Origin of the sequence: Neisseria flavescens (assembly GCF_001618065.1) — a bacterium.
In the GTDB taxonomy this organism is placed as follows: Bacteria; Pseudomonadota; Gammaproteobacteria; order Burkholderiales; family Neisseriaceae; genus Neisseria; species Neisseria flavescens_A.
In genome coordinates this window covers 12,339-29,204 of sequence record NZ_LAEI01000043.1, presented here as the reverse complement: position 1 = coordinate 29,204, position 16,866 = coordinate 12,339, and the positions used below count along the sequence as shown (strand labels likewise).

Annotated in this window: 17 protein-coding genes and 1 pseudogene; 7 read left to right on the top strand and 11 right to left on the bottom strand. The window is 50.0% G+C overall.

Annotated elements, in window-relative coordinates:
* Positions 1-141: 141 nt before the first annotated feature.
* Positions 142-1,593: a DASS family sodium-coupled anion symporter gene (locus TW89_RS06690; protein WP_128580938.1), complete on the top strand. Its 1,452-nt coding sequence runs from the start codon at positions 142-144 to the stop codon at positions 1,591-1,593.
* A 100-nt stretch (positions 1,594-1,693) separates the two neighbouring features.
* A complete protein-coding gene (trkA, locus tag TW89_RS06685; RefSeq protein WP_128580937.1) occupies positions 1,694-3,106 on the top strand; it encodes a Trk system potassium transporter TrkA in 1,413 nt (470 codons plus the stop codon).
* A gap of 77 nt (positions 3,107-3,183) precedes the next feature.
* On the opposite strand, the gene lgt is transcribed toward trkA, so the two are convergent.
* Together lgt and TW89_RS06675 are read right to left on the bottom strand one after the other, a co-directional pair.
* On the bottom strand, positions 3,184-4,044 hold the full coding sequence (gene lgt, locus TW89_RS06680) for a prolipoprotein diacylglyceryl transferase (RefSeq protein ID WP_128580936.1): 861 nt from the start codon (positions 4,042-4,044) through the stop codon (positions 3,184-3,186).
* Between the two features lie 74 nt (positions 4,045-4,118).
* On the bottom strand, positions 4,119-5,249 hold the full coding sequence (locus tag TW89_RS06675; protein ID WP_128580935.1) for a M14 family metallopeptidase: 1,131 nt from the start codon (positions 5,247-5,249) through the stop codon (positions 4,119-4,121).
* A 174-nt stretch (positions 5,250-5,423) separates the two neighbouring features.
* Between TW89_RS06675 and argB the strand changes: the two genes are divergently transcribed.
* From argB to TW89_RS06650, 5 genes and pseudogenes are all read left to right on the top strand, one after another.
* A complete protein-coding gene (argB, locus tag TW89_RS06670; protein WP_128580934.1) occupies positions 5,424-6,311 on the top strand; it encodes an acetylglutamate kinase in 888 nt (295 codons plus the stop codon).
* A 261-nt stretch (positions 6,312-6,572) separates the two neighbouring features.
* Positions 6,573-7,859 carry a phosphopyruvate hydratase gene (gene eno / locus TW89_RS06665; RefSeq protein ID WP_063068728.1) on the top strand — a complete coding sequence of 429 codons (1,287 nt, stop codon included), beginning with the start codon at positions 6,573-6,575 and terminating at the stop codon, positions 7,857-7,859.
* A gap of 28 nt (positions 7,860-7,887) precedes the next feature.
* Positions 7,888-8,162: pseudogene (gene ftsB / locus TW89_RS06660) on the top strand (cell division protein FtsB).
* 101 nt (positions 8,163-8,263) lie between these two features.
* A complete protein-coding gene (locus TW89_RS06655; RefSeq protein WP_128580933.1) occupies positions 8,264-8,755 on the top strand; it encodes a DUF1841 family protein in 492 nt (163 codons plus the stop codon).
* Positions 8,756-8,867: 112 nt separating this feature from the next.
* Entirely contained in the window at positions 8,868-9,575 is a 708-nt protein-coding gene (locus TW89_RS06650) for an SIMPL domain-containing protein (protein WP_128580932.1), read from the top strand.
* An 88-nt stretch (positions 9,576-9,663) separates the two neighbouring features.
* On the opposite strand, the gene greB is transcribed toward TW89_RS06650, so the two are convergent.
* The 9 genes from greB to TW89_RS06605 form a co-directional block, all read right to left on the bottom strand.
* Positions 9,664-10,155: a transcription elongation factor GreB gene (gene greB, locus TW89_RS06645; protein WP_128580931.1), complete on the bottom strand. Its 492-nt coding sequence runs from the start codon at positions 10,153-10,155 to the stop codon at positions 9,664-9,666.
* Between the two features lie 74 nt (positions 10,156-10,229).
* Positions 10,230-11,774 carry an amidophosphoribosyltransferase gene (gene purF, locus TW89_RS06640; RefSeq protein ID WP_128580930.1) on the bottom strand — a complete coding sequence of 515 codons (1,545 nt, stop codon included), beginning with the start codon at positions 11,772-11,774 and terminating at the stop codon, positions 10,230-10,232.
* A gap of 152 nt (positions 11,775-11,926) precedes the next feature.
* Positions 11,927-12,460 (bottom strand): CvpA family protein, encoded by a 534-nt coding sequence (locus TW89_RS06635; protein ID WP_063068803.1) that lies wholly within the window; start codon positions 12,458-12,460, stop codon positions 11,927-11,929.
* Positions 12,453-13,601 carry a cell division protein FtsN gene (gene ftsN / locus TW89_RS06630; protein ID WP_128580929.1) on the bottom strand — a complete coding sequence of 383 codons (1,149 nt, stop codon included), beginning with the start codon at positions 13,599-13,601 and terminating at the stop codon, positions 12,453-12,455. The genes TW89_RS06635 and ftsN overlap by 8 nt, the downstream gene beginning before the upstream one ends.
* A gap of 13 nt (positions 13,602-13,614) precedes the next feature.
* On the bottom strand, positions 13,615-14,898 hold the full coding sequence (gene folC, locus TW89_RS06625; RefSeq protein WP_128580928.1) for a bifunctional tetrahydrofolate synthase/dihydrofolate synthase: 1,284 nt from the start codon (positions 14,896-14,898) through the stop codon (positions 13,615-13,617).
* Positions 14,899-14,936: 38 nt separating this feature from the next.
* On the bottom strand, positions 14,937-15,389 hold the full coding sequence (locus TW89_RS06620) for a protein YgfX (RefSeq protein ID WP_107723065.1): 453 nt from the start codon (positions 15,387-15,389) through the stop codon (positions 14,937-14,939).
* Between the two features lie 4 nt (positions 15,390-15,393).
* Positions 15,394-15,753 (bottom strand): hypothetical protein, encoded by a 360-nt coding sequence (locus TW89_RS06615; protein ID WP_128580927.1) that lies wholly within the window; start codon positions 15,751-15,753, stop codon positions 15,394-15,396.
* A 63-nt stretch (positions 15,754-15,816) separates the two neighbouring features.
* A complete protein-coding gene (locus TW89_RS06610; protein ID WP_063068808.1) occupies positions 15,817-16,545 on the bottom strand; it encodes an amino acid ABC transporter ATP-binding protein in 729 nt (242 codons plus the stop codon).
* Positions 16,545-16,814, bottom strand: coding sequence for a hypothetical protein (locus tag TW89_RS06605; RefSeq protein WP_128580926.1), 270 nt, complete (start codon positions 16,812-16,814; stop codon positions 16,545-16,547). Before TW89_RS06605 ends, TW89_RS06610 begins: the two co-directional genes overlap by 1 nt.
* Between the last annotated feature and the right edge of the window lie 52 nt (positions 16,815-16,866).

Below are 16,866 nucleotides of genomic sequence, written 5' to 3'. Positions count from 1 at the left end.
TCTTCCCAAAATTGAAGAGAAACCTAATAAGAAAAATACCTTCCGAACCTACCAAAATACGTTCAGACAGGCTTCAGCAACACTCAGGCCGTCTGAAAACCGATTTCCCAATACTTCAATCCTCAAATTAGGAGATTCAACATGGGCTTCAAGCCAATTCCTGCTGCGATCGCACTTGTGCTGACGCTGCTTATCTGGTTCGTTATCCCCGTTCCTCAAGGCGTATCACCTGACGCATGGCATCTTTTGGCATTGTTTGTCGGCATCATCGCCGGCATCATCGGCAAAGCCATGCCTATCGGCGCAATGGCGATTTTGGGCATTACCTTGGTTGCACTGACCGGTGTGACCAACGAAAAAGCCGCCGACGCAACCAAAGACGCTCTGAGCAGCCTCAACAACTCGCTCATCTGGATGATCGGTATCGCCATCATCATCTCGCGCGGTTTGTTGAAAACCGGCTTAGGGATGCGTATCGGCTACCTGCTGATCTCCCTTTTCGGCAAACGCACGCTGGGCGTAGGTTACAGCTTGGCTTTGGCGGACTTGGTCATCGGTCCGGTAACGCCGAGCAACACCGCGCGCGGCGGTGCCATCGTACATCCGATTATGAAATCCATTGCCCTGAGCTTCGACTCTGACCCTGAAAAAGGTACGGAAGGTAAAATCGGTAAATACCTTTCACTGGTCAACTTCCACTCCAACGTAATTACCTGTCTGATTTTTATCACTGCCACCGCACCCAATCCGCTGGTAGTCGAATTGGTTGCCAAAGCCACCAATTCGCAAATCCAACTCTCTTGGGGTACTTGGTTCTTGGCAATGATCGTACCCGGCCTGCTTGCTATGCTACTGATGCCGCTGGTGCTGTACTTCCTGTATCCGCCTGAAATCAAACAAACCCCTAACGCCACTGCATTGGCAAAAGAGCATTTGGCTGCCATGGGGCCGATGAAGCGTGAAGAAAAAATCATGCTGGGTATTTTCTTGGTTCTGCTGCTGTTGTGGGCTGGTATTCCCGAGATGCTGTTCGGTGTGAAAGTTGATGCTACCGCCACCACCTTCCTCGGCTTGAGCCTGTGTCTTTTAACCGGCGTACTGACTTGGGAAGATGCGCTGAAAGAAAAAAGCGCGTGGGATACCATCGTTTGGTTTGCGGCCTTGGTTATGATGGCAAACTTCCTCAACAAACTGGGCCTCATCAGTTGGTTGTCCGACTCCATGCAAAGCGGTATCGCCCACATGGGTTTGGGTTGGGAAGCCGGTTGTGCCATGTTGATGCTGGCCTACCTCTACGCCCACTACGTTTTCGCCAGCGGTACGGCACACGTTACCGCCATGTTCGGCGCATTCTACGGCGCAGGCTTGGCCTTGGGCGCACCACCGATGCTGTTTGCCCTGATTATGGCAGCCGCTACCGGCATCATGATGTCGCTGACCCACTACGCCACCGGTTCTGCACCTGTCATTTACGGCTCCAACTATGTAACCATGACCGAATGGTGGAAAGCCGGCTTCATCATGAGCGTGGTCGAAATCCTGATTTTCAGCACTGTCGGCATCTTATGGTGGAAAGCCTTGGGCTACTGGTAACTCTTTAGCTGATTAAGAAAGAAAATTCAGGCCGTCTGAAACTCCAATTTCAGACGGCCTTTTGTTACAATTTCATTTTTACCGAACACACTCAATTACCGTGAAAATACTCATCCTCGGCAGCGGCCAAGTCGGCTCGACCGTCGCCCAAAACCTTGCCTCCGTTCCCAGCAACGACGTTACCATCATCGACATCGACGAAAAAGCGCTCAACCGTATTAGCAGCCGCCTTGATGTCCAAACCATCGTCGGCAACGGCGCATCGCCCTTTACCCTCGAACAGGCAGGCGCGGCGGACTCCGACCTCCTGCTTGCCCTGACCCGCAGCGACGAAACCAATATTGTCGCCTCCAAAATCGCCGCCGACCTATTCAACATCCCCAGCCGCATCGCACGCGTGCGCTCAAGCGAATACCTCGAATATCCGGTTGACGGCAGCGATAAACCCGAAGAAGGCAGCCTCAACATTTTCGGCATTACCGAAACCATCAGCCCCGAACAACTGGTTACCGAACAACTTGTCGGCCTGCTCAACTACACCAGCTCATTGCAGGTACTCAGTTTCGCCAACGATAAAGTCCGCATGGTAATTGTTCAGGCACGCAAAGGCGGTTTGCTGATCGGCCGTGAAATTGCCGACATCAACCAGCATCTGCTCGAAGGCGCGGACTGCCAAATCTGCGCCATCTACCGCAACAACCGCCTGATCGTCCCTACGCCGCAAACCGTCATCATCGAAGGCGATGAAGTCCTGTTTGCCGCCGACATCAACAGCGTTGAAGCCATCATGCGCGAATTGCGTCCGAAAGAAGCGCGTACCCGCCGCATCATGATTGCCGGCGGCGGTAACATCGGCTACCGCCTCGCCAAGCAGCTCGAGTCCAAATACGACATCAAAATCATCGAATACAAACCCCAGCGCGCTGAATGGCTAGCCGAGAATCTGGACAACACCCTCGTCCTGCAAGGTTCTGCCACCGACGAAACTCTGCTGGACGAAGAATACATCGACGAAATCGACGTCTTCTGCGCGTTGACCAACGACGACGAAAACAACATCATGTCCAGCCTGTTGGCGAAAAATCTTGGTGCCAAACGCGTAATCACCATCGTCAACCGCTCAAGCTACGTCGATTTGCTCGAAGGCAACAAAATTGATATCGTTGTTTCCCCTCATCTGATCACCATCGGCTCCATCCTCGCCCATATCCGCCGCGGCGACGTCGTTGCCGTCCATCCTTTGCGCCGCGGTACGGCCGAAGCCATTGAAGTGGTGGTACACGGCGATAAAAACACTTCCGCCATCGTCGGCCGCCGCATCAGCGGCATCAAATGGCCAAGCGACTGCTACATCGCCGCCATCGTCCGCGGCGCAACCGGCGAAGTCATCATGGGACACCACACCGAAACCATCTTGCAAGACGGCGACCACATTATCTTCTTCGTCTCACGCCGCCGCGTCCTGCCGGAGCTGGAAAAACTCATTCAAGTCAAAATGGGCTTTTTCGGTTAAACCCAAAATCCGTTTGCTTGAAGTCATAAAAAGGCCGTCTGAAAACCTTTTCAGACGGCCTTTATTTATTGTTTTATTTATGCTTTAGCAACGCTGTTTTTACGACCAAACCAAACAAAACCAATCGCACCCAATACAATCATCGGTACGCTCAACCATTGACCCATGGACAAACCCAAGGTCAACAGTCCGAGATAGTCGTCAGGCTGGCGGGCAAATTCGGCAATAAAGCGGAACAAACCGTAACCGCCCAAGAACAATGCCGCTGTTTGACCGGCCGGACGCGTTTTTTTCGAGAAAATCCAAACAATGATAAACAGGCAAATGCCTTCAAGGGCAAACTGGTAAAGCTGAGACGGATGGCGCGGCAGCATGCCGTATTGTTGCAGCCATTCGGCCCACAAAGGATTGTGCGCCGCAGCTTCCGCATCTTCGTAACGCGCTTGCGGGAAACCCATCGCCCAGAAAGCATTGAGTTCGGTCACGCGTCCCCAAAGTTCGCCGTTGATAAAGTTGCCGATACGGCCGGAAGCCAAGCCCAGCGGTACGAGCGGCGCAACGGTATCCATCAATTTTAAAATGCTGATGTTGTGCTTGCGGCCAAACAGCCACATGGCAACGACCACACCCAAGAAGCCGCCGTGAAACGACATGCCGCCTTCCCAAACTTTGAAAATATCCAACGGGTTGGCAAGATAATCGGAAAATTTATAAAACAAAACGTAGCCGATACGGCCACCCAAGATGACGCCCAAGATACCCCAAGTCAGGAAATCGTCGAGTGTTTCTTTGGTAAACACAGAATTGCCCTGCGCGATACGGCGACGGCCCAAAATCGTAAACAGGATAAAGCCGACGATATAGCTCAAGGCATACCAGCGGATGGCAAGCGGGCCGATGCTGATCAGCACCGGATCAAACTGGGGATGTATTATCATGATGTGTGTTCCTTATCTCAAAGGCCGTCTGAAAGCCTGAACTTTCAGACGGCCTGTATGCGGTGTCGGATGGTTTAGCGCAAATCGCCAACCACATTCAAAATCGCAGACAACATTGCCTCGCCCAAGCGCAGCGAGCGTTGGCCGTTCCAGCCAAAATCGTCGTCCGGCAGATTGGCATTGTCTTTAAACGGCATTTCCAAAGTATAGGCAAGGCAGTTGAAATGATTGCCGACCCAGTTGGTCGCCAAAGTCATGTTTGCCTGACCCGGCGCATCTTTGTCATAGCCGTAATCGTCTTGGAAATCAGGGCTGGCATTGAGCAGCGCGAGTTTAAATTGGTCTTCCAAGGTTTCGATACGCTCGTTGTAGTTCGGCACGCCTTCAGTACCGGCCACAAAGACAAACGGCAAACCTTCATCGCCGTGAATATCCAAGAACAAATCCACACCGGTTTCCATCATTTTTTCACGGACGGTAAAGACTTCAGGGCTTCGCTCCAAAGTCGGATTTTCCCATTCGCGGTTGAGATTGGCACCGGCGGCATTGGTACGCAAATTGCCCAAAACCGAACCGTCCGGATTCATATTCGGCACAATGTAGAAAGTCGCACGGTCAAGCAGCATGCGCGCGGTCGGATCTTGCGGATCAAGCAGGCGGCCCAGCAAACCTTCGACAAACCATTCCGCCATGGTTTCGCCCGGATGTTGACGGGCGATAATCCAAACTTTCATGTCGCTTTCGACTTGGTTGCCGATGGTCAAAAGATTGATGTCGCGGCCTTGAACAGTGCTGCCCAAATCGTCGATACGGCACAAACCGCTTCCCTGCGCATCGCCCAAAAGGTTCAAATGCTGCTCGTTGGAATAAGGCTCGAAATAAGCGTAGTAAACGCTGTTGGACAAAGGCGTATGGTTGATGGTCAACACGCCGTTTTCGTAGCTGGTCGGCACGCGGAACCAATTTTGGCGGTCGTAAGAGGCGCAAGCCTGATAGTCCTCCCAGCCCAAAGGATACGCAGCGTCCGCCGCATTTTCAAAATGCATCACGCAGTTTTGATAGGCCGCACCCTGCAAACGGAAGTAAAACCATTGGGCAAACTCCGAAGCATTGTCGGGACGCAGGGCGAGGCGGATATCGGCAGGGTTGCTCAAGTCTTTGACAACGACCGAACCGGCATCGAATTGGGTGCTGATTTTCATCATGGGTATCCTTAGTAATCGGCAAAGAGGCCGAAGCAAACCGTCATTTTACCGTTTGCATGAGGCTGGTTTCAACCATTTAACTGATTTAACAGGATTTCAAGCGTCTGGAAATATTGTTTCAGACGGCCTTTGGGATTAAGATAAAGGCCGAAATCATGAAACAAGGTTGAAACCATGACTCAGCAACAATCTGTCTCCCCTGCCATCAAAGCGCGCGTCCTTGCCGAATCTTTACCTTATATCCGCCGTTTTTCCGGCTCCATCATCGTCATCAAATACGGCGGCAACGCCATGACCGAACCTGCCTTAAAAGAGGGTTTCGCACGCGATGTCGTCCTGCTCAAACTAATCGGCCTGCATCCCGTCATCGTTCACGGCGGCGGTCCGCAAATCAATGAAATGTTGGAAAAAGTCGGCAAAAAAGGAGAGTTTGTTCAAGGCATGCGCGTGACCGACAGCGAAACCATGGACATCGTAGAAATGGTTTTGGGCGGACACGTCAATAAAGAAATCGTTTCCATGATTACCACCTTCGGCGGTCGCGCCGTCGGCATTACCGGCCGCGACAACCACTTCATCAAAGCGGAAAAACTCCTGATCGACACGCCCGAACAAAAAGGCGTGGACATCGGCCAAGTCGGCACAGTGGCCGACATCGATACCCGTTTGGTGGAAGGCTTGGTCGAGCGCGGCTGTATTCCGGTCATCGCACCCATCGGCGTAGGCCAAGACGGCGAAGCGTTCAACATCAATGCCGACTTGGTTGCCGGCAAACTGGCGGAAAAACTTCAGGCCGAAAAACTGCTGATGATGACCAATATCCCCGGCGTACTGGATAAAGAAGGCAAATTATTGACCACCCTGACGCCAAGCCGCATTGACAAACTAATTGAAGACGGTACGCTGTACGGCGGTATGCTGCCTAAAATTGCCTCCGCCGTCGAGGCCGCCAAAAGTGGTGTCAAAGCTACGCATATCATAGACGGCCGCGTTCCCAACGCCCTGCTCTTGGAAGTGCTGACCGATGACGGCGTAGGCTCGATGATTTTAGGCGCAGGCTAATCTGGTTTTCAGACGGCCTTATGCCTTATTTAATCAGCTTTTCACCCTAAAAAGGGTAAAAAATGTTACACTATACGGCTTATGTTTGTTTGAGCGATATTGACGTGAAACAAACTTACAGTCGGTTTTATGCCGACTCCGATGCCATACTTGGCAAAGACGGTATAATGTCTGCATTCATCAGACTTTGGCAATCATCCTTAAGGCCGTCTAAAACGTAACAAAGCTACTTTTCTTTTACCATCCTATTTGGAGATATTCATGAGCGCAATCGTTGATATTTTTGCACGCGAAATCTTAGACTCTCGCGGCAACCCTACTGTAGAGTGTGACGTATTGTTGGAATCTGGCGTCATGGGACGCGCAGCCGTACCAAGCGGCGCATCAACCGGCCAAAAAGAAGCTTTGGAACTGCGTGACGGCGACAAATCCCGTTACTTGGGCAAAGGCGTATTGAAAGCCGTTGACCACGTCAACAACCAAATCGCGCAAGCCCTCATCGGTATCGATGCCAACGAACAATCTTATATCGACCAAATCATGATCGAATTGGACGGTACTGAAAACAAAGGCAACTTGGGTGCCAACGCTACTTTGGCTGTTTCTATGGCCGTAGCACGCGCAGCCGCTGAAGATGCAGGCCTGCCTCTGTACCGTTACTTGGGCGGCGCAGGCCCAATGGCTCTGCCGGTTCCGATGATGAACGTTATCAACGGCGGCGAACACGCCAACAACAGCCTGAACATCCAAGAATTCATGATCATGCCTGTCGGCGCAAAATCTTTCCGCGAAGCCCTGCGTTGCGGTGCAGAAATTTTCCACGCGCTGAAAAAACTGTGCGATAGCAAAGGCTTCCCAACTACCGTTGGCGACGAAGGCGGTTTCGCACCTAACCTGAACAGCCACAAAGAAGCCCTGCAGCTGATCGTTGAAGCAACCGAAGCCGCAGGCTACAAAGCTGGCGAAGACGTATTGTTCGCCCTGGACTGCGCATCCAGCGAGTTCTACAAAGACGGTCAATACCACCTAGAAGCAGAAGGCCGCTCCTACACCAGCGCAGAATTTGCCGAATACTTGGAGGGCCTGGTTAACGAATTCCCAATCATTTCCATCGAAGACGGCATGGACGAAAACGACTGGGAAGGCTGGAAACTGCTGACCGAAAAATTGGGCAAAAAAGTTCAATTGGTCGGCGACGACTTGTTCGTAACCAATCCAAAAATCTTGGCTGAAGGCATCGAAAAAGGCGTGGCAAACGCATTGCTGGTTAAAGTCAACCAAATCGGTACATTGAGCGAAACCCTGCAAGCCGTCGACTTAGCCAAACGCAACCGCTACGCCAGCGTAATGAGCCACCGTTCCGGTGAAACCGAAGACAGCACCATTGCCGACTTGGCCGTTGCCACCAACTGCATGCAAATCAAAACCGGCTCCCTGTCCCGCTCCGACCGCATGGCAAAATACAACCAATTGTTGCGCATTGAAGAAGAATTGGCCGAAGCCGCTTACTACCCTGGCAAAGCCGCATTCTACCAACTGGGCAAATAAGCAGAATATAGGATAGGATATTGATTGTATGAAGTGGGTAACTTTTGTTTTAACCTTCGCACTTTTGTGCTGTCAGTACAGCCTTTGGTTCGGTAAAGGCAGCGTCGGGCATACGGAAGAATTGCAGGAGCAGCTCGTCCGTCAGGAGGAAAAAACCAAACGCTCACTTTGCGCAACAATTTCCTCAATGCGGAAGTTGAAGACTTAGCACACGGACAAGAGGCCATTGCCGAAATTGCCCGCGTCGAATTGGGCTATGTCCAAGACGGCGAAGTGTATTACCGAATCATCGACCGCCGCTAAACCCTGCAAAACAAAGGCCGTCTGAAAACATATTTTTCAGACGGCCTTTTTTATCGCAATCGCTATATAATCACATATCCCAAAATCAAATCACACCCATCATGTATGACGTAAACACCCACGATGTCCGCCAATTCTTTGCCCACGTCTGGCAACACAGGCTCGCGCCGCTCCAATTAGACGGCCTGCAACAAAAAGCTTTGCGCATTATCGAAGCCCATCCCGAATACGGACACTATCTCGAAGACATCGAACAATATTTAAATAAAGAATGGTTGCCCGAAGACGGCGAAAGCAACCCATTCCTGCACATGTCGCTACACCTTTCCCTACAAGAGCAAAGCGCCATCGACCAGCCCCCGGGCATCCGTACCATCCACCAACAACTTTGCGCCCGTTACAACGGCGACTGGGTCAAAGCCGAACACGATATGATGGAAGCCTTGGCAGAAACCATCTGGGAAGCGCAACGCTACGGACGGGGCCTTGACGTCAACGCCTACATGACCCGTTTGCGGAAATTGGTCGGCTTAGGCCAAGAAGAAAAAGCCCGCCTCAATCCCCATGAAGTCGGCTTGATGGATACAAAGTAACTTCTTTTCAGACGGCCTCAACCCATACAAATCCTTACGCTTGCCAAAGCCAACATTTCCACATTTCATGCTAAATTACTTTTTTAAAATCCGCATTACAAGGAAAACCAAAATGCTCCGCCCAGCCCTTACCGCCCTACTGCTAGCTGCCTCCCTGCCCGTAGCAGCAGAAAGCCTCAACTACAACATCGTTGAATTTTCCGAATCCGCCAACATGGAAGTGCCGCGGGATACCATGACCGCGCATTTCAGTATCAACGCAGAAGGCAAAGACCGTCAAGCCGTCAACCAAGCCTTCATGAAGAAATTCAACCAGTTCAACAAAATCTCCCAAAACAGCAAATTTAAAACCGAGCTGATGGAGCGCAACGCTTCCCCGCGCTATCAATACACCAACGGCAAACGCACCCAAACCAGCTGGGAAGAACACGCCTACTTCAAAGTAGAAAGCAAAGACTTTGAAGCACTCAACCGCCTGATTGCCGACAGTATCAATATCGCCGTTTTGGAAAGCTCCTCATTTTCCGTATCCAAAGAAAAACGCGAAGAAACCGTCGATCAACTGAGCAAAGCCGTCATCTTGCGCTTCAAAGACCGCGCCCAAAACCTCGCCCAAACGCTTGGCTTCTCCAGCTACAAAATCGTCAAACTCAACCTGGGCCACATCGGCAACCGCCAAGTCAGCGGCGATTTCGCACACGCCAAAATGCTGCGTGCAATCCCTGCTGCAGAAGTGGCTGCAGGAATAGAAGATGGCGTACCAGCCTCTCCAGGTTCGGAAGAAATCAGCCTGACCGTCAGCGGCTCGGTGCAAATGTAGGATTTTCTTTTGAATCATTTTAAAGGCCGTCTGAAAGTATATTTCTCAGACGGCCTTTTGTAGTTTCATTCGCATTATTCACGCGTAATCAGTCAATCTTAATATATTCTACCGACAGAATCTCTATAATCTCGCGTCCTTCCGGTGTATCCAAGACAACTTCATCCCCTTCGCGTGCTTTAATCAGGCTGCGCGCCAAAGGAGAAATCCATGAGATTTTGTTTTTAACGGTATCGATTTCATCTACGCCGACGATTTTGACGGTTTGTTCACGACCGTCTCCGCGCAATAAACCAACGGTGGCGCTGAAAAAAATCTGGTCCGTGGCTTCGCGCGCTTCAGGGTCGACGACGACGGCTGCTTCCAAGCGTTTGGTTAGGAAGCGGATACGGCGGTCGATTTCGCGCATACGGCGTTTGCCGTAAAGATAGTCGCCATTTTCGCTGCGGTCTCCATTGCTTGCCGCCCAGTTAACGATTTGGACGATTTCCGGGCGTTCTTTGTTGACCAGGTGATAAAGTTCGTCTTTCAATGCCTGCCAGCCGGTAGGCGTGATGTAATTTTTAGTTTCGGTACTCATGATGTGTCTAAAACATAATTAAAGGCCGTCTGAACGTTAATTTTCAGACGGCCTTTATTGTAAGTCAATTTACTTTATTCTTCATCATCACTATCGCTGATACTGATGCTGTGTTCCATTTTGCTTGGATGTACTTTCAAGCCGCCACAACCTGATTTTTCGGTAGAGAGACGGTTTAGATACGCCTCGTCGATATCGCCGGTTTGATAAATACCATTAAAGCATGAAGAATCAAAGGATTCAATTTTTGGATTGAGTGCTTTGACTACTGCTTCCAAGTCTTCTAAGTTTTGGAAGACGATGCCGTCTGCGCCAATCTCGGTTGCGATTTCTGCTGCGCTGCGGCCATTTGCAATCAGTTCTTCACGGGTCGGCATATCGATACCGTACACATTTGGATAGCGCACTTCGGGAGCTGCAGAAGCAATGTAGACTTTGCGTGCACCTGCCGCGCGTACCATTTCAACGATTTCACGGCTGGTCGTACCGCGCACGATGGAATCATCCACCAACAAAACGCTTTTGCCGTTAAACTCGGTTTCCATTGGGCTGAGTTTTTGGCGTACTGATTTTTTGCGTGTTGCTTGGCCGGGCATAATAAAGGTGCGGCCGATGTAGCGGTTTTTAATCAGACCTTCGCGGTAAGGTTTTTCGAGATGAACGGCAAGCTCCATAGCGCTGGGTCGGCTGGTATCGGGAATCGGCATCACGACATCGATATCATCGACAGGCAGCTCGCGTTTGATTTTTTCTGCCAAAGATACGCCCATATCCATACGGGACTGATAAACGGAAACGCCATCGATGACGGAGTCCGGGCGGGCAAAATAAACATATTCAAAAAGACAAGGGCTTAATTTGGCTTTATCGCTGCATTGACGGGAAATAATCGTGCCGTCAAAACCAATAAATACGGCTTCGCCCGGCTGGATATCGCGTTCCAAATCATAGGCAAGTGCATTAAAGGCAACGGATTCGGAGGCAACGGCATAAGATTTTTTGCCGGATTCGTCAATTTGCGAACCCAAAACCAACGGACGGATACCGAAAGGATCCCGGAAAGCCAGCATGCCGTATCCGGCAATCATGGCTACGACACCGTATGCGCCACGCACCAAGCGGTGTACTTCGGAAACGGCGTTGAAAATATTGTCGATGGTAAGTTGATAAGGGGCTGTATTTTTAGAGACTTCGCGGCGTAATTCGTGCGCGAATACATTGAGTAATACTTCGGAATCGGAGCTGGTATTAACGTGACGCAGGTGTTTGTTGCATACGTTTTCATAGAGCTCTTCGGTATTGGTCAGATTACCATTGTGTGCCAAAACAATGCCGAATGGGGAGCTGACATAAAACGGCTGTGCTTCTGCGCTGCTGCCCGCATTGCCTGCAGTCGGATAGCGGACATGTGCAATGCCTGCATTACCGACCAAGTCGCGCATATTACGGGTACGGAACACTTCGCGCACCATGCCTTTGCCCTTGTGCATATGAAATATATTGCCTTCGGCAGTAACAATACCTGCTGCGTCCTGACCACGGTGTTGCAACATCTGCAAACCATCATACAACATCTGATTGACCGGCTCATGACTAACCAAACCTAATACACCACACATATCGTGCTTCTCCGAGTTTGAAGATTAAATGGGTAAGCTGTCATTATAAAATAATTTAGATGAGTTTGCTCAAATTGTTGACAATATGATGCTAAATTTACGCAAATAAAAACGGATTCAGACGACCCATAGGCCGTCTAAATCCGTCAAACTCAATCATCCAATTCTTCAACTTCAGCTGCTTTACCAGAAAGATGGGGCATTGCGGTATCTTTTCCAGGCAGATAAGGCATCGCAGCATCGGCCAGTGATTCAAAATATGGAATTGTGTGTGAACTTTGCCACTCTTCCGTTTTCGGCAAATCAGTGTGTGAAAAAACCATCACTGCCAGTGTCACCAAAATCACACCTTTCACTGCACCGAATACGCCGCCAAGCAAACGGTTGATGCTTCCTAAACCAACAGCAGACATCAAACTGCTCAACAGAGATCGTGCCAGTTTCTGCAACAGCCATGCCAGAAAAAACACAGCGGCAAAACCCATGGCAACCGCCAAGGAATGCGGTTCAACCGATTTAAAGACCACATCGGCAAACGGCACGGCGAGCGTTCTGGCTGCAATAAACGATACCACCCACGCCACCATCGCCCCTGCTTCCGCAATAATACCCCGTGTCAATGAGATAATGATGCAGATGACGATGACGGCGGCAGCCAACAAATCGGCAACAGGCAAATTACTCACTGGTCACCTGACCGGCAATGCCATGTACACGCAATTTGTTCAAATCGCGCTCTGCATCGCGTGCATTTTTATAACTGGCTGATTTCACGCGATACACCTTACCTTTATCGGTCATAACCTCAGTAATGGTCGAATCGATACCTGCGGCTTTCATTTTACGTTGCAGACTTTGTGCGCGTTCTTTTTCAGCATAACCAGCCTGAATAGCGGCTTTTTTAGCAGGCTTGGCTTCTGCTGTTTCTTTTTCAGCTTTAGGTTTGGCTTTTTCAGACGGCTTCTCGGCAGTTTTTACCTTATCGGCTTTTTCTGCTTTGGCCGTTTCCGGTTTAGCCTTTTCATTTTTTGGTTTTTCAACTTTGGCTTCTGCTTTCTTGGCAGGTTCGGCCTTGTCTTTTACGCTGTCTTTGCTGTTTTTGGCAGATTTACGCTCGGCAATGGCTTTCTCTGCTTTTTCCAATTGTGCCAATTTATTGCGTTCGGCAGCGGCTTCACGCTCTGCTTTTTCAGCACGCGCTTGAAGTGCGCGTTTTTTAGCTGCCAATGCGCTTTCTTTCTCAGCAGCTTCCTGTTGGGCTTGTGTTTTACGGGCCGCAGCAGCACGTTGTTCAGCCTGACGTTGGCGGCGTTCTTCGGCTCGGCGCTCCGCGGCTTCACGTTTAGCAGCCTCGACACGTTGAATACGTTCGGACTCTTCCAAACCTTTAATATTGCCGTCATCCAAAGTATCATTGATCAAAACCAACGGCTCGCCGACATCTTCGGGAGCAGATTCACGGTTTGGCTTCAATACTTCAACCGGCGCATTATCTTCTTCCTCGCCTGCATTTTGCGGTTTATTTGGCGCTTCGGCATCCGCATGACGGGCTGCCTCTTCAGCCATCGCAACATCCTCTTTATTCGGCTCTAGGACAACAGCCTTGCTGGGCTCATCCGCCGTTTTGACTTGGCTCTGACCGACAGGCGCTTCTTTAAACGGTGAATTTTTATCGTCGCCCGATGTCAGCGCTAGACCGAACAGCATACCTGAAGCCACCACCAAGCCGGAGGCCAAAACCAAGCGGCGGCGGTTGCGGCGTCTGAGTTGTTCGTAACCGTCTAAATCGTATCCGTTTGGAGTTTCTTTTTGTTTATTGTCGGACATGATAATTTCCTCGTTAGTGTTCTTTCAAAACAGCCATTACATCGGCAACAGTATGGAATGAGCCGAAAACAACGATTCTATCATTTTCGGTTGCTTTAGCCAAAGCAGCACGATAGGCAGCAGCGACAGTTTCAAAAACATTTACATTGTCGATGCCGTGTTCAGCCAGTTTGGCCTGCAAAGCCTCTATCGTCATGCCGCGCGGTACATCTAAAGGCGCGATGTTCCACTCGTCAAACTGATCTTTAACGATTTCCAGCACGCCATCAATATCTTTGTCGGACAACATACTGAATACAGCAGTACGTTTTTGGGCAAAGGCAAGGTTAATCAGACTGCGGCGCAAAGCACGGGCTGCGTGCGGATTGTGGCCGACATCCAAGACCACCAGCGGACGGCCTGGCAAAACTTGGAAACGTCCAGGGTTCTCAACCAACAGCAAACCGCGTTTAATCGCGCCGATGTCAACGGGCAGCTGATTGTTCAGACACTCTAAAACAGTTAGTGCGCACGCGGCATTGGACAACTGATAGGCACCGCGCAAAGCAGGAAATGGCAAGGAATTGCGGTTACGGCTTTGGCCGTCTGAAGATTGCGGATGGAAGCGGTAGTTCCACTGTACGCTTTCCATTGACGCAAAATCAAAATCTCGCTGAACCATCAACAGTTTTGCACCAATTTCTTCTGCGTGTTTGACCAATGATTCAGGCGCAGGATTCTGACCGCATACAGCAGGCTTGCCGCTACGGAACACTCCGGCTTTTTCAAAACCGACCTGCTCGACAGTATCGCCCAAAAATGCCTGATGGTCCAAATCCACGCTGGTAACGACCGAGCAGTCGCCATCGAATACATTCACAGCATCCAACCGTCCGCCCAAACCGACTTCCAAAATCATTACGTCCACATTTTCATGCATGAAAATATCGACGGCCGCCAAAGCATTAAACTCAAAATACGTCAGAGAAATTTCGCCGCGCGCCGCTTCGATACGCTCAAATGAGGAAACAATCAATTCATCTGAAACCGGCTGAGTGTTGATGGCGATTCGTTCGTTGTAACGCAGAAGGTGTGGACTGGTCAGCGTACCGACTTTAAAACCGGCTTCTTTATAAATATACGACAAATAGGCGCATACGGAACCCTTGCCATTTGTACCCGCCACCACGACGACAGGACATTGCGGCACCAAATTCATGCGTTTTTTCACTTCTCCCACGCGTTCCAAGCCCATATCGATAAGGCCGGAACTATGGGCAGTCTCCAAATGAGAAAGCCAGTCTTGTAATGTTTTCATTGTATTTATCGCTTCAAAAGGCCGTCTGAAACAGCCGTTTAATCCATATCTGCCGCAAGTTCTGCTTTGTCTTCTTTTTCACGACACCAGCGCGCCCATACTTTCAGACGGCGGTATGCATCACGGTCGGCCATATCGGGCAAGATGCAGTGTTTGACTATTTTTCCGTCAACATTCCATTGTAAAAACAAAGCATAAACCGTCAACATACTGCTGTCTTGCAAAACCGCGCTTCTTCCCTCTTCCTCGCTATTCAAGTAAACCGTCGCACGGTATTGGCGGTCGATGATAATTTTTCTGACCGCATTTTTAGCGTTAAAATTAACGCTGCGCCAAGCATAGGCAAAACTGCCGGCCAACGCCGCCAAACCCAGCCACATCATCCAGCCGTAAAACTCGGCAAGGCATAAGGACAACGCCGAAAGGTGTAAGAAGACAATCAGAATTTTCAAAGAACGCGAGGGCTTTAAGGCCGTCTGAAAACTTCGCACGGCTTTACATCATATTGTCGAAAACAGGCGTAATGTTTAATTCCGCCTCTTCCATATCCAAAACCATATCGTGGATTTCGGTATCGAAAAATTCCCAAAAAGCCTTCAAACTCATGTCTTGCGGCCATTTGCTTTTATCGATGTCCCAGCCAGCCAATTCAGCTTCAAAAATCTGCTGGTAGCGTTCGTCAAAATAAGAAATGACGGATTCGGGTTCGTCAAATTGCGGCACAAGGAATACGGAGCAGTTGGTGCGCAGTTGCTCGACGGTCAAATCGGGTATATTTTCATCGGCGGATTTCAGCCATTCCAAAAAACGGGCGGTCGGCTTCAGCACAACAGCAGTACGGTCAACAAAATACATTATTTTCAACTTTCAAAATCATTCAAACCGATCATGCCGTCTAAAATTTCAGACGGCCCGAGTTTAATGTGTCATTACCTGTTGCAGGAATTGTTTGGCACGCTCGTGTTTCGGATTGGTAAAAAATTCTTCCGGCGTTTCGTCTTCCAGAATCTGGCCTTTATCGACAAAAATCACACGGTCGGCAACTTCGCGCGCAAAACCCATTTCATGGGTCACACACATCATGGTCATGCCGCTTTCCGCCAAGTCTTTCATCACTTTCAATACTTCACCGACCATTTCAGGGTCAAGCGCGGAAGTCGGCTCGTCAAACAACATCACGCGCGGCTCCATCGCCAAACCGCGTGCAATCGCCACACGCTGTTGCTGACCGCCGGAAAGCTGGCCGGGCAGCGCGTCTTTTTTATGCGCCAAGCCGACACGTTCCAAAAGCTCCATCGCTTTCTTTTCTGCCTCTTCACGGCTTTGGTTTTTCACTTTCATCGGAGAAAGAATAATATTTTCCAAAACGCTCAAATGCGGATACAGATTGAACCCTTGGAACACAAAGCCCACTTCTTCGCGCACTTTGTTCAAATCGGTTTTCGGATCGGCAACATTGATGCCATCCACCCAAATTTCGCCGCTTTCAATGCGCTCAAGTTGGTTTACCGTACGAATTAACGTCGATTTGCCACTGCCTGAAGGACCGCATACAACGACCACCTCGCCTTGCTTGACTTCCAGATTCACGCCGTTGATAACGTGTAAATCTTTAAAATGTTTGTGTACATTTTTGAATTTAATCATTATTTCTTTCCAAACTGCCAAAATTTTCGGGGCTTGAATTGCGATTGCCGCTGCCAAAGCAAAGGAATAGCCGTTTCCAGCCAAAAGCGGCAACTGACTATGCCGCCGGAGATTCCGCCTTGATTGTACCGATTGACTTTAAATTGCTCTTCCCTATCGAGACGATGCCCGGTCAATACCCAAACTGCGCCGATAATTGCTGCTTCAAAACGGTGCCGTTCCGGCGGCATGTCCTTACCGGAAAAATACTGCGCCAACTCGCGCCACAAATATGAATCACCTAGCCCCCCCTTTGAATAGGAGGTTGCTTAAAAATTGCCA

Coding starts and splice junctions, on each gene's coding strand:
- TW89_RS06690 (WP_128580938.1), top strand. CDS start 142: ATGGGCTTCAAGCCAATTCCTGCTGCGATCGCACTTGTGCTGACGCTG.
- lgt (WP_128580936.1), bottom strand. CDS start 4,044: ATGATAATACATCCCCAGTTTGATCCGGTGCTGATCAGCATCGGCCCG.
- TW89_RS06675 (WP_128580935.1), bottom strand. CDS start 5,249: ATGATGAAAATCAGCACCCAATTCGATGCCGGTTCGGTCGTTGTCAAA.
- argB (WP_128580934.1), top strand. CDS start 5,424: ATGACTCAGCAACAATCTGTCTCCCCTGCCATCAAAGCGCGCGTCCTT.
- eno (WP_063068728.1), top strand. CDS start 6,573: ATGAGCGCAATCGTTGATATTTTTGCACGCGAAATCTTAGACTCTCGC.
- TW89_RS06655 (WP_128580933.1), top strand. CDS start 8,264: ATGTATGACGTAAACACCCACGATGTCCGCCAATTCTTTGCCCACGTC.
- TW89_RS06650 (WP_128580932.1), top strand. CDS start 8,868: ATGCTCCGCCCAGCCCTTACCGCCCTACTGCTAGCTGCCTCCCTGCCC.
- greB (WP_128580931.1), bottom strand. CDS start 10,155: ATGAGTACCGAAACTAAAAATTACATCACGCCTACCGGCTGGCAGGCA.
- purF (WP_128580930.1), bottom strand. CDS start 11,774: ATGTGTGGTGTATTAGGTTTGGTTAGTCATGAGCCGGTCAATCAGATG.
- ftsN (WP_128580929.1), bottom strand. CDS start 13,601: ATGTCCGACAATAAACAAAAAGAAACTCCAAACGGATACGATTTAGAC.
- folC (WP_128580928.1), bottom strand. CDS start 14,898: ATGAAAACATTACAAGACTGGCTTTCTCATTTGGAGACTGCCCATAGT.
- TW89_RS06615 (WP_128580927.1), bottom strand. CDS start 15,753: ATGTATTTTGTTGACCGTACTGCTGTTGTGCTGAAGCCGACCGCCCGT.
- TW89_RS06610 (WP_063068808.1), bottom strand. CDS start 16,545: ATGATTAAATTCAAAAATGTACACAAACATTTTAAAGATTTACACGTT.